This window comes from Terracoccus sp. 273MFTsu3.1, from assembly GCF_000383675.1.
In the GTDB taxonomy this organism is placed as follows: Bacteria; Actinomycetota; Actinomycetes; order Actinomycetales; family Dermatophilaceae; genus Terrabacter.
The window spans coordinates 600,427-612,857 of sequence record NZ_KB911821.1; the positions used below are offsets into that span (position 1 = coordinate 600,427).

Annotated in this window: 11 protein-coding genes; 2 read left to right on the forward strand and 9 right to left on the reverse strand. The window is 72.7% G+C overall.

Translation table 11 applies throughout. The annotated features are described in order from the left end of the window. The first annotated feature begins 58 nt into the window (after nucleotides 1–58). Entirely contained in the window at nucleotides 59–625 is a 567-nt protein-coding gene (locus H283_RS0108415) for a pyridoxamine 5'-phosphate oxidase family protein (protein ID WP_020143077.1), read from the forward strand. 91 nt (nucleotides 626–716) lie between these two features. On the opposite strand, the gene H283_RS0108420 is transcribed toward H283_RS0108415, so the two are convergent. The 9 genes from H283_RS0108420 to H283_RS0108460 form a co-directional block, all read right to left on the reverse strand. Beyond that, nucleotides 717–1,763, reverse strand: coding sequence for an NAD(P)-dependent alcohol dehydrogenase (locus tag H283_RS0108420; RefSeq protein WP_020143078.1), 1,047 nt, complete (start codon nucleotides 1,761–1,763; stop codon nucleotides 717–719). A gap of 104 nt (nucleotides 1,764–1,867) precedes the next feature. Next, a complete protein-coding gene (locus H283_RS0108425; RefSeq protein ID WP_020143079.1) occupies nucleotides 1,868–2,698 on the reverse strand; it encodes a ParA family protein in 831 nt (276 codons plus the stop codon). 26 nt (nucleotides 2,699–2,724) lie between these two features. Further along, nucleotides 2,725–3,450, reverse strand: a complete 726-nt coding sequence (locus H283_RS0108430) for a maleylpyruvate isomerase N-terminal domain-containing protein (protein WP_020143080.1) — start codon at nucleotides 3,448–3,450, stop codon at nucleotides 2,725–2,727. Next, nucleotides 3,443–4,321: a PD-(D/E)XK nuclease family protein gene (locus tag H283_RS0108435; RefSeq protein ID WP_051103564.1), complete on the reverse strand. Its 879-nt coding sequence runs from the start codon at nucleotides 4,319–4,321 to the stop codon at nucleotides 3,443–3,445. Before H283_RS0108435 ends, H283_RS0108430 begins: the two co-directional genes overlap by 8 nt. Before the next feature lie 58 nt (nucleotides 4,322–4,379). Then, complete coding sequence (locus H283_RS0108440) at nucleotides 4,380–5,318, reverse strand: nitronate monooxygenase family protein (RefSeq protein ID WP_020143082.1); 939 nt, start codon at nucleotides 5,316–5,318, stop codon at nucleotides 4,380–4,382. After that, nucleotides 5,315–7,090, reverse strand: coding sequence for a class I adenylate-forming enzyme family protein (locus H283_RS0108445; RefSeq protein WP_020143083.1), 1,776 nt, complete (start codon nucleotides 7,088–7,090; stop codon nucleotides 5,315–5,317). Before H283_RS0108445 ends, H283_RS0108440 begins: the two co-directional genes overlap by 4 nt. A 115-nt stretch (nucleotides 7,091–7,205) precedes the next feature. After that, on the reverse strand, nucleotides 7,206–8,210 hold the full coding sequence (locus H283_RS0108450) for a helix-turn-helix domain-containing protein (RefSeq protein ID WP_051103565.1): 1,005 nt from the start codon (nucleotides 8,208–8,210) through the stop codon (nucleotides 7,206–7,208). Beyond that, entirely contained in the window at nucleotides 8,194–9,711 is a 1,518-nt protein-coding gene (locus H283_RS0108455) for a carotenoid oxygenase family protein (RefSeq protein WP_020143085.1), read from the reverse strand. The genes H283_RS0108450 and H283_RS0108455 overlap by 17 nt, the downstream gene beginning before the upstream one ends. A 48-nt stretch (nucleotides 9,712–9,759) precedes the next feature. Then, nucleotides 9,760–11,010 carry an acetyl-CoA acetyltransferase gene (locus H283_RS0108460; protein WP_020143086.1) on the reverse strand — a complete coding sequence of 417 codons (1,251 nt, stop codon included), beginning with the start codon at nucleotides 11,008–11,010 and terminating at the stop codon, nucleotides 9,760–9,762. Between the two features lie 171 nt (nucleotides 11,011–11,181). Between H283_RS0108460 and H283_RS0108465 the strand changes: the two genes are divergently transcribed. Beyond that, nucleotides 11,182–12,411 (forward strand): acetyl-CoA C-acyltransferase, encoded by a 1,230-nt coding sequence (locus H283_RS0108465; RefSeq protein ID WP_020143087.1) that lies wholly within the window; start codon nucleotides 11,182–11,184, stop codon nucleotides 12,409–12,411. The last annotated feature ends 20 nt before the right edge of the window (nucleotides 12,412–12,431 follow it).

Below are 12,431 nucleotides of genomic sequence, written 5' to 3' on the forward strand. Positions count from 1 at the left end.
GGCCTCGCGACGGGGCTCCTACGCTGGAGCGAGACGCCGGCACCGAGGAGGCCCACCCATGAAGCTGCACGATGGCATCGACGAGAGGCTGCGTGCCTTCATCGAGGCGCAGCACCTCTTCTTCGTCGCGACGGCGCCGCTCGCCGCCGACGGTCACGTCAACCTCTCCCCCAAGGGCCTGCCCGGCACCTTCGCGGTGCTCGGCGAGCACGAGGTCGCCTACCTCGACCTCACGGGCAGCGGCTCCGAGACCGTGGCCCACCTGCGCGAGAACGGTCGCATCACCGTCATGTTCTGCGCGTTCGAGGGGCCACCGAACATCGTGCGGCTGCACGGGACGGGCCGCCACGTGCCGCTCGGTGAGGCCGAGTTCGACTCGTACCGCGGGCTCTTCGCCGACCACCCCGGCGCCCGGGGCGTCGTCGTCATCGACGTCGAGCGCGTCTCCGACTCGTGCGGCTATGCCGTGCCGTTCATGAGCCACGACCGCGACCGGGACCTGCTCACGCGGTGGGCGGGCAACCGGGGCGACGACGGCCTGGCGACCTACCGCGCGACGAAGAACGCGACGTCCATCGACGGCCTCCCCGCGCTCGACCCGCCGTCCACCCCCGCCCCGTCCTGACGCAACACACCGTGGAAGTCACAACACCCCGGGATCGGATCCCGGGGTGTTGTGACCTGTTCGGTGTGTTGCGGCGGCTACGGGTCTCGCGTCAGGCGTTGATCGTCGCGGTGTCGATGACGAAGCGGTAGCGCACGTCGCCGGCCACGACGCGGTCGTAGGCCGCGTCGACCTCGTCGGCCGAGATCGTCTCGACCGTCGCGCCGATGCCGTGCTCGGCACAGAAGGCCAGCATCTCGGCGGTCGCGGGGATGCCGCCGATGTTCGAGCCGGCCACGACGCGGCTGCCGCCGACGACGGCACCGGGTGCGAAGTCGTAGTTGCCCGTGGGCAGCCCGACGTTGGCGATGACACCGAGCGGGCGCAGCAGGCCGATGTAGGTCTGCATCGGCAGGTCGGCGCTCACCGTGTTGATGATGATGTCGAAGGTCCCCTTGAGGCCCTTGAGGACACCGTCGTCGCCGGTCGCGAAGTAGTGCGTCGCGCCGAGCGCCTCGCCGTCGCCCTTCTTGGCGTCGGTGCGGCTGAGCACGCTGACCTCGGCGCCCATGGCGGCGGCGAGCTTGACGGCCATGTGGCCCAGGCCGCCGAGCCCGATGACGGCGACCTTCTTGCCGGGGCCGGCACCCCAGCGCTTGAGCGGCGACCACACGGTGATGCCGGCGCAGAGCAGCGGGGCGGCGACGTCGAGCTCGATGCCGTCGGGGATGCCGACGGCGAAGCGCTCGGAGACGACGACCTGCTGGGCGTAGCCACCCTTGGTCGGCTCGCCGTCGTAGCCCGTGCCGTTGTAGGTCATGACCGCGCCCTTGGCGCAGAACTGCTCCTCGCCGTCCTTGCAGTGCTCGCACTCGCCGCACGAGTCGACCATGCAGCCGACCCCGACGCGGTCGCCGACCTGGTACCTCGTGACGCCGTCACCGACGGCGGACACGACACCGGCGATCTCGTGGCCGGGGACCATGGGGAAGATCGCGCTGCCCCACTCCTCGCGGACCTGGTGGATGTCGCTGTGGCAGATGCCGGCGAACGCGATGTCGATGAGGACGTCGTCGTCACGCAGGTCACGGTGCTCGACGGTCCGGGCCTCGAAGGCGGCTCCGGCGCTCGGTGCGACCAGTGCGGGGGTGGAAATCAAGGGGTTTCTCCTTCGTGGTGGGATGGCGACGCTCCTGGGTGCAGCACGCCGTCACCACGGTTCATTCCCCGTCGGCGGGTCGGGTCGAACGTCTGGGACCTTGGTCACAGCCTCGCGAGCAGGGCGGTCGCGACGTCGCGGTAGGCCTGGGCGCCCTTCGACGTGCGAGCCGTCGCGAGGATCGAGCGGCCCACGGCGGGCGCCTCGGCGAAGCGCACCGTCTTGGGGATCGGTGGCTCGAGGACCGGCAGGTCGTAGCGCTCCCCCACGTCGGCGAGCACCTCGCGGGCGTGGTTGCTGCGGCCGTCGAACAGGGTCGGCAGGATGCCCCACACCTCGAGGTCGCGGTTGAGGATCTTCTGCACGTCGGCGACGGTGTCGAGCAGCTGTCCGACGCCGCGGTGGCTGAGCATCTCGCACGGCATCGGGATGATGAGTGCGTCGGCGGCCGTGAGCGCGTTGAGCGTCAGCACCCCGAGGCTCGGCGAGCAGTCGAGCAGCACGACGTCGTATGCCGTGTCGGCGCCTTCGAGGGCCGAGCGCAGGACGTACTCGCGACCGGGTCGCGGCAGCAGCATGGCCTCGGCACCGGCGAGGTCGATCGCCGACGGCACGAGGTCGACGCCCTCCTCGCACGTGACGACGACGTCACCGAGCTCGGCGGAGCCGGTGAGGACGTCGTGGATCGAGCGCTCGACGGTGTCGGGGTCGACGCCCAACGAGAAGGTGAGGCAGGCCTGCGGGTCGAGGTCGACGAGGAGGACGCGCTGCCCGAGCTCGGCGAGCGCGGCGCCGATGCTCGCGACCGAGGTCGTCTTGGCCACGCCACCCTTCTGGTTCGCGAGGGCGATGACCGTGGGCCCGCCGCCGTCGGAGGAGCTTGCCGGGCCCTGACGCGCCGTGGACGGGCCGGAGGTGCGGGTGCGGGGCGCCATGCGGCCCAGTGTGTCAGGTCGGCCGATCAGAAGGCCGAGATGGTCCGGGGGGTGCGCTCGGAACGTGACAGGGCCGACACCAGGGCTCCCTGGCCGTGCCGGCGCGCGGCCAGTCGGGTCAGCAGGGCCACGACGGGCGCGAGCACCTCGTCGGGCAGCGTCGGCGCGGTGAAGCCGACGCTGGCGGCGGCGTCCTCACCGTGGACGACGATCTCCATCATCCGTCCGGTGAGGAAGTCGTCGCGGCGCAGCGCCCAGCCCGTCCACGGGATGAGGACGGCTCGGTCGGCGTGCTGGTCGGCCAGCAGGTCGGGCAGCTCGTCCCGCGCCGCGACGACCCGTGCGAGGACGGCATCGCGCCCGGCCTCGGCCTGCTCGTCGCTGCCGGACCGGATGGAGACGTTGACGTCGTCGTCGAGGCCGCCCGACACCCACGCCGAGCGGGCGTAGTGCTCGTCGAGCGCGATGGCGTCGGTCACGGGATCGGCGCGCAGCAGCGTCAGGGCCGTGAGGGGCTGGCTCGCGAGGTGGGCCACGAGTCCGCCGACGCTCCACTCGGGCAGCGCGCTCGGCTGGTGCCAGGCGGCGGCGACGTCGTCCCGGGACAGGATGGCGATGACGTGGTCGGTGGCCGCGAGGAACGCCGCCCGCAGGTCGCGCTCGGGCGCGGACCCTGTGGTGGTCTCGGTGGTGGTCTCGGTGGTGGTCTCGGTGGTGGGTTCGGTGGCGGGCTCGGTGGCGGGCTCAGGCATCGTCGCGCTCCGGTGGGGTGGTCTCGTAGCCGGTGGGCTCGAGGCCGGCCCAGTCGGACTTCTCGGGGCCCATCTGCTGGCCCTCGGGGCAGTGCGCCCGGAAGTCGCACCACGAGCAGATCGCCGACGTGCGGGGCGCGAACCTCGTCGACTCGACGCCGAGCTCCTTGAACTCGGCGTCCGCGCGGCGCAGGTCGGAGGCGATCGACTCGGCCTCGGCGATCTTGCGCGCCAGCGACTCGTCGGTGTGCTCGTGCGCGGCGATCGTGCCGGAGGGCACGTGGTGCAGCTCGACCCGGTGGCACGGCCGGCGGAACATCCGGGAGGCCGCGACGGCATACAGCGCGAGGGGCAGCGAGGTGCGCGCGTCGTCGTCGGTGGGGACCTGGCGGCCCGTCTTGTAGTCGACGACGACGAGCTCGCCCTCGCGGTCGTCGAGCCGGTCGATGCGGCCGGTGATGGCGACCTCGTCGGTCTTGAGCGAGACGCTGCGCTCGATGCCGACGGGCTGGTTGTCGCGGTCGCTCGTGCGGAGGTAGTCGGTGACGGCGTCGCGGACCCGCAGCCGCCATCCGGCGGACTGCTCGGGGTCGCGGAAGCCGACGTCGATCCACGACGAGCGGACGAGCTCGGCGACGCCGGCCGGCGTCCGCTGGCCGACCGGGAGGTCCCAGAAGTCGCGGAGGGCGTTGTGGGTCGCGATGCCGACCGAGGTGTGGGCGCGCTGCGGGCGGGCCTGCGGGCGTGGTCGGTCGAGGTACTGCATGCGGTAGCGCCGCGGGCAGTCGAGCCAGGCGAGCAGCCGTGACGGCGAGCCGGAGTAGAGCGGTGTGGGCATGCCCGCAAAGGTCGTCTGCTCAGCCGGTCCCATCGTCACGCCGACACCCTACGACCCGCCGGCGACATCCACGCGACGACGTCCCCACCCGTCAGTGGTTGCGGGAGGCGACGCGGTCGAGGCGGGCCGCAGCGGCCCGGAACTCGCGCTCGAGCTCGTCCACGACGTCGGCGACCGGGGTCACCGACCGGATGCTCTGGAGCCCTTGCCCGGCCGCCCACAGCTGCGACCACTTCTTCGCCGGTGACTGCGCGGCGTCGTAGCTGCGGACACCGTCGTGCACGAGGTGGTCGGGGTCGAGGCCGTGAGCCTGCAGGCTCGGCCGGAGCCAGGACGCATCGGCTCCCGTGATGCCGTCGCTGACGACGAGGTCGTCGGGGCCGTGCGCGACGACCATCTGCTTGTAGTCGTCGGCGGCCCGGCTCTCCGTCGTCGCGAGGAAGCGGGTGCCCATGTAGACGAGGTCGGCGCCGGCGGCCACGGCGCCCGCGACGCCGGCACCGTCCGCGATGCCCCCGCCCACGGTGACGAGGCCGTCGAAGAGGTCGCGCACCGCCGAGACGAACGCGAAGGGCGAGAGGTGGCCGGTGTGTCCGCCTGCTCCGGCGCTGATGCAGGCGAGACCGTCGACGCCCGCCGCGATCGCCTTGCGGGCGAGGACGAGGTCGATGACGTCGGCCACGACGAGCCCGCCGTACGCCTTGACGGTGTCGATGACCGGCCGCGGCGAGCCGAGGGCGGTGATGACGACGGGCGGCCGGTGCGCCGCGACGAGGGCGAGGTCGTCGGCCAGGCGCGTGTTGCTCCGGTGCGTGACGAGGTTGACGGCCCACGGTGCGTCTCCCGACCCGGACGCGATGGCCCCGAGCCACTCGTCGAGCTGTTCGGGCGTGCGGCAGTTCTGCGTCGGGAATGCCCCGAGGATGCCCGCCCGGGCCGCGGCGACGACGAGCTCGGGCCCCGAGACGAGGAACATCGGCGCCGCCACGACGGGCAGCCGCAGCGCCGCGAGCAGCTCCTGCGGCGTCACCCGCTCGCCCCCGGCGTCCCTGCTCCGCCACCGCCCTGGAGCTCGCGGACCGCGGGCGCGTCCGGCTGCCGCAGCAGCCGCTTGAGCACCTTGCCGACGGGGTTGCGGGGCAGCTCCTCGCGCACCTCGAGCCGCTCGGGCAGCTTGAACGAGGCGATGCTCCGCTCGCGGAGCCAGGCCACGAGCGACTCGAGCGTCAGCGACTCCCCGGGGCGGAGCACGACGACGGCCGCGACACGCTCGCCCAGCCGCTCGTCAGGGTCGCCGATGACGGCGACGTCGGCGACCGCCGGGTGGTCGGCGATGAGTCCTTCGAGCTCGGCCGGGGCGATGTTCATGCCGCCGCGGATCACCTGGTCGCGGGCCCGGTCGAGGTAGCGGAGGAACTGCCCGCGGTCCCCCGCGATCTCGAAGAGGTCGCCGGTGCGCAGGTAGCCCCGGTCGTCGAAGGGGCTCGGCAGGTCCTCGCCGTGGAGGTAGCCGGCGAAGACGCTCGGCCCGCTGATGTGCAGCTCCCCGGGGTGGCCGGGCTCGGTGACGTCCTCGCCGGTGACGATGTCGACGAGCCGGGTGTCGGTCCAGTCGCCGGCCCGGGTCGACCACGTGACCCCCGGCGCGCCGAAGCGCGGGAAGTACTGCGCGCGGTCGTCGGGGTCGGGGAAGTCGACGGGACTCGACAGCAGGCCGATCCCCTCGTTGGACCCGAAGAAGTTGATGACACTGATGCCGTGCCGCTCCTGCCAGCCGCGCACCATCGCCGGCTGCAGCGGCGCCGAGCCGGAGCCGATGCGGGTCAGGCTGCTGACGTCGACCGTCGCCATGAGCGCCTCGTTGCCGAGCAGCATCCACAGCAGCGCGGGAGGGGCGCACGTGTAGGTGGCGCGCTCGGCGGCGACCTGACCGAGGAACGTCGGCAGGTCGAAGGGGTGGTGCTGCACGAGGACGCAGCCGGTGAGCAGCCACGGCAGGAACATCCCGCTGATGCCGGCCATGTTGATCATCGGGAAGGGGTTGAGCAGCACGTCGTCGACCGTCACCTGCGGCGCCTCGGTGGTCGCGACGCCGACGGCGAGCCAGTCCATGTGGCAGCGCGGCACGCCCTTCGGCGCGCTCTCGGTGCCCGACGTCCAGCAGATCGTCACGGCGTCGTTGGCCTCGTTGGGGTCGGCGGCGGCGCGTGCCTCGACCGCCTCGCGGTCCGCGTCCGTCGCGGGACGCGGGTGCCACACACGGATACCGATGGGCACGTCGGCCGTCTCCTCCTCGGGGCCGTACGCGACGACGGCCCGCACCGACTCCACGCCCCCGAGCGCCGTGGCCGCGTCCACGACGAGGGACCGGTCGCCGAACCGGGCGCTGCTGAGGTATGCCGTGACGGCGGCCCTCGCGCACATGGCGGCCACCTCGCGCTCGCGCAGCTGCACGGGCATCGGCGACACGACGACGCCGATGCGCCAGGCCGCGAGGTAGACCTCGACGAGCTCGACCGAGTTGGCGAGCTGGACCCCGACCACGTCACCTCGGACGAGCCCGAGCGACAGCAGCCGCGCGGCCAGGGCCGTCACCTCGTCGTCGAGCTCGCGCCACGTCAGCCGTCGCGGCGCCGAGCCGAGCAGCGCCTCGCGGTTGGCGGGGTCGACGACGGCGAGGGCGTCGCCGCGGGCGCGTACCCGCTCGGCGAAGAGCCCGTCGAGGGTGTCCTCGCCCCACCATCCCCGGGCGCGGTAGTCGGCGACCTTCACCGGCGCGTGCAGTCCCCGTGCGTTCGCCATGGCTCGGCGCTCCTTCGTGGTTCGGCGTGAGGTGGTCACTGCGAGATCTACGTGTACGTGTGCCTGGGCTGACGTGCGGCTGTGGGTCTGTCTTCTCGGGAGTGGCTGGTCGCCGCTACCGGTCGGACCGGCGGTGCGCGCGTGGCACGACCTCGATGTCGCTGCCGTGGAGGTCCGCCGAGCACTGGTCGCAGGCGAGCGCTACGGCGAGCGCGGCGCCGCACGGCACGTGCCGCTGGACGAGCGCGGGGCCCTCCTCGGCGGCATACCAGTGCTGTGCCCAGTCGATGGCCACGGCGACCACCGGGTAGAAGGCGTGGCCCTTGTCGGTGAGGTGGTACTCGGCGCGGCCGTCGGCTCCGCTCGTCCGGCGGCCCCTGGCCTCGAGCACGCCGATGTCGCAGAAGGCGCGCAGCCGCTCGGCGACGAGGCTCGGCGGCGCACCGAGGGCCTCCTCGAAGTCCCCGAAGCGCGTCAGCCCGCGTAGGGAGGCACCGATGAGGGCGGAGGACCACCGGTTGCCGAAGATCGCCATCGTCTCGGGAAAGAGTCCGGCGGAGGTCCGGTCCACGCGAGGGTCGGAGCGCCGCCGCGTCGTCGACTCCGGGACGGACCGCTCCCAGGAGCCGCTCGGCCCCCACTCGGCGTGGACGTCGCCGGAGCGCACGACCTCGCGGCAGCTCGTGCACGTCAGGACCGGTGCGAAGTTCTGGCCGCAGAGGGCGTGGCGCATCGCCGGCAGGGTCGCGGCGTGCCGCGGCACCCAGCGTCGCTCCCAGTCCCAGATCGCGATGGTGACCGGCCACAGCCCTCGGCCCCGCTGCGTCAGGACGTACTCGGCCCGCACCGGCCGCTCCTGGTAGACGACGCGGCGCAGCAGTCCCTCGCGCTCCATCGTCGCGAGTCGCGAGGTGAGGACGGCGTTCGAGATGGCGACCTCGTCGAGGAACTGGCCGTAGCGGGTCGTGCCTCGCAGCGCCCGCTGGAGGATGAGGAGGGTCCACTCGTCGCCGAGCAGCCCGAGCATGCGGCCGATGGCGTTCGTCGACCCGGCATCGAGCCGGGTGGGCACGGTGCCGGGGTCGACGTCGTCGACCACCGGCTCAGAGACCGATCGCATCCGCTGCCGTGTCCGCCGTGTTCCACCGTCGCAGCTCCGAACCGGGGGCCCACGTGGAGTGGGTGCCGCTCGAGATCCGCTCGGGCAGCCGGAGCTTGCACACCGGTCCGTCGGAGACCCGTGCCGCGTCGAACACGACGCAGTAGGAGGCGTCGTCGTTCATGTCGGTCGTCAGGGTCACGAGGTAGCCGTCGTCCTCGGCGGCGCTGCCGATGCGCGGCGCCATCGCGGTCTCGCTGCCGAAGACGTTGTCCCCGAAGGAGTACCGCTCCTCCGTGCCTGAGTGGAGGTCGTGCTTGACGAGACCGTCGAAGAGGAACCATGCGGGCTTGCCCGTAGCGGCGTAGGCATACCGGTACTTCCCACCGGCGTACGAGCCGTTCATCATGCCGAACTCGGTGATGCTGTCGGAGAGCGGCGACTCGGTGACGAGGCCGGTGCGGAGGTTGAGCCGCCAGCGGTGCAGACGTGCCTGCATGCGGTCGAGGGCGAGGAAGCGGAAGGCCCGCTCCCACCGGTTGCCCATGCCGTTGTCCTGCGGCTCGGGGTCGCCCTGGAAGAAGCCGTCGAGGACGATCTCGTCGCCGTCCTCGTAGGCGTTGACGAAGTGCAGGACGTACGTCGGGTCGGCCTCGAACCACCGGATGTCGCTCGTCCGACCGCGCCGCGGGATGACGGCGAAGCGGCTCGGCATGTCACGGTGGAAGCGCGCGACGTGTGCGCCCTTGGCAAGGGCCTCGGGCTCCCAGAAGAGCGGGAAGTCGTTGAGGACCACGTAGTTCTCGGTGAAGGCCATGTCGTGCGGCAGCCGCGGCCCCGGCAGGGGGACGTCGACGTAGTGGACGAGGTCGTCCGCCTCGTCGACGACGCCGTAGTGCATGTACGGCGCCTCCTTGCTGTAGTTGAAGAAGAGGAGCTCGCCCGTGCGGTCGTCGACCTTCGGGTGTGCCGAGACGCCCCAGTCGAAGGGGAAGCGGCCGTTCCACGTCGCCTTGCCGAGGGTCTCGGCCGACATCGGGTCGACGCGGTAGAGGTCACCGCACTGGTAGAAGCTCGTCAGGGCGGTGCCACGGTGGACGATGACGTCGGTCGACGACGCGTCCTTCATCTGGCGGCGGGCGCCCCAGCCGTCCTCGCGGAGCGAGAGGTAGGGCGGCTCGGCGAGACCGGCCCACAGCGACTGTCCTGCCTCCTGCTCGGCGAGGAAGCCGTCCGTGCGCACGAACCGGTTGCGGTAGAAGGCCTTTCCGTCCCGGAAGCCGACGACGTGGACCATCCCGTCACCGTCGAACGGGTGGTAGTGCTTGAGCGACGGATGGACGGGGTTCTCCGTGTTCCGGAGGTAGACGCCGTCGAGGTCGGCCGGCACCTCGCCCTCGACGACGTCGAGGTCCTCCGCCCTCCACTCGGTCGTCTGCGGCTGCCACGGACCGGTGCGGTAGGGGTGGTCGTCGTCCGCGGGCAGGGTCGAGAGCATCCGACCGACGATGTCGACATCCATTCGGGTCTCCTTGGCTCGCAGTGGTTTCCGTGGTTCGGGAGTTCGCGTTCAGTCGGCGACGGCGCCGACCACGAGGCTGACGGTGGTGGCGGTGCTGCCCCCGAAGTTGAGCGTGCCGAAGGTGCGGGCACCCTCGACCTGGTAGTCACCGGCGGTGCCGCTGACCTGCTTGGCCGCGTCGACGAGCATTCGGATGCCACTGGCTCCCACCGGGTGCCCGCCGCCGATGAGCCCACCGCTCGGGTTGATGGGCAGGCGACCACCGAGGGCGATGGAGCCGTCCTCGACGGCCTTCCACGACTCCCCCGGGCCGGTGAGGCCGATGTGGTCGATGGCGAGGTACTCGGTCGGGGTGAAGCAGTCGTGCACCTCGAAGCCGTCGAGGTCCTCGAGGGTGACGTGGGCCCGGTCGAACGCGTCGGTCACGGCCAGCCGCACGTGGGGCAGGACGTAGAGCTCGTCGCGGTCTCGGTCGAGCTTCTGGCGGAGCCCGAGGCCGACGGTTCGGTGGCCCCAGCCCTCGACGCACGCGACCGGTCGGCGTCCCGGGTGGTCACGGAGCCAGGTGTCGGAGACGAGGACCACCCCGGCGGCCCCGTCGGTGACCTGGCTGCAGTCGTAGCGGCGGATCCGGCCCTCGACCACGGGGTTCCGCGTCTCGTCCGTGGCGTCGGGACCGGTGAGGTCCGGGACGTCCCATCCGCGTGTCTGCGCGTGGGGGTTGCGCCCGGCGTTCGCGAGGTTGAGCGCGGCGATGGCGCGCAGGTGGGCGTCGTCGAGACCGTGGCGCCGGTCGTACTCGTCGGCGATGGCGCTGAAGACGTGCGGCCACATGAAGCGGGCGCCCTCCCCGTCGTGCCCCACCCAGGCGGCGGCGCCGAGGTGCGTGGCTGCCTCGTCGCCAGGCACGGTCTTCTCGAGCTCGACGCCGAGCACGAGGGCGCAGTCGTAGTGCCCGGCCCTGAGGTCGGCCATGGCGGCGAGCAGGGCCACCCCGCCCGATGCGCACGCGGCCTCGTGCCGCGTGGCGGGCAGGCCCCACAGGTCGGGACGGACCGTCGCCGGCATGGCACCGAGGTGCCCCTGTCCGGTGAAGAGCTGTCCGAAGGCGTTGGCGACGTGGATGACCTCGACGTCGGCCGCCCCGGTGCGGCTCGCCTCGAGGGTGCGGTCGACGATCTCGCCGACGAGGTCGGAGACGTCTCGGCCCTCGCGGGTCAGGTGGCGCGCGAAGTCCGTCTGCGAGCCACCGAGCACCCAGACCCCCGTCGGGGAGGTGCTCGAGCTGCCGGCCGTCATGTCCGCCTCCGCTCCCGACGCCGCCGTCGGTGCCCAGCCTTGCCGTTCTCCGGGCACGGTACTACAACTAGCAGAGTGACTCGCCGGGTGTGATGATCCGACCCACCCCCGGGCCGGGCGACCCGGAGCGGCGGGTCCCGCACGCTCTGGCAGGACCGATGGGGAGGATGCATGGGCGACGTCGACGACGCATACGTCCTCGACGTCGTGCGCACGCCCCGGGGTCGCGCCTCCGCCCGCGGATCGCTGCACGGCCTCACCGCCATCGACCTCGTCGTGCACCTCCAACGGGCCCTCGTCGAACGCACCGGCATCGACCCGGAGCGCGTCGACGACGTGACGCTGGGCTGCGCGACCCAGGTGGACGAGCAGGGCGCCGACCTCGCCCGCACGGCCACCCTCGTCGCCGGCTGGGGCGCCTCCGTGCCCGGCGCCACGCTCAACCGCTTCTGCGCGTCCGGCATCGACGCCGTCGGCCAGACCGCCGCCCGGGTGCGCGCCGGCGACCTCGGGCTCGCCGTCGCCGGGGGCGTCGAGAGCGTGTCGCGCGTGCCGATGTTCGCCGACCGCGGCGCGTTGTATGCCGACCCGGCACTGGTGCGCCGGCTCGGCTCGGTCCACATGGGCATCGCTGCAGACCTCAACGCGACGCTCGAGGGCTTCACCCGCGAGCAGCTCGACGCCTACGCCCTCGAGACGCAGGCCAAGGCGACCCGGGCCCGCGCGGAGGGTGCCTTCGCCCGATCGCTCGTCCCGGTCCCGGCCGACGACCGCGGCCCCGGCCTCGACCACGACGAGCTCGTCCGGCCCGGGACGAGCGCCGAGTCGCTGGCGATGCTGGCGCCCGCCTTCGCGCAGCTGGGTGCGGACGGCCAGGACGCCATCGCGCTGGCGGCGGCGGACGGCATACGCCCCCTCGACCGGATCGACCACCTGCACACGGTGGGCACGTCCCCCGCCGTCGCTGACGCGGCAGCGCTGGTGCTCATCGGGTCGGCTCGCGCAGCCCGGACGACCGGTCTCGCGCCACGGGCACGGATCGTCTCTGCCGCGTCGACCGCCGTGGACCCGGTCGTCATGCTCACGGCCGGGCAGTCGGCCGTCGAGCAGGTGCTCGCCCGGGCCGGCCTGTCTCCCAGCGACATCGACGTCTTCGAGTTCGCCGAGGCCTTCTCGGCGCTGTGCCTGCGCTTCCGTCGCGACCTCGACGCCGGCCCCGACCGGATGAACCCCGACGGCGGCACGATGGCGATGGGTCACGCGTTCGGCGCCACCGGGGCGATCCTCGTCGGTCAGTGCGTCGAGGCGCTCGAGCGTCGCGGCGGGCGCTGGGGCGTCGCGGCCGTCAGCGGCGCGGCCGGTCTCGGCACGGCCGTCCTCGTCGAGCGCGTCGACGGCTGAGCGGCATCGGCCCGTCGGCC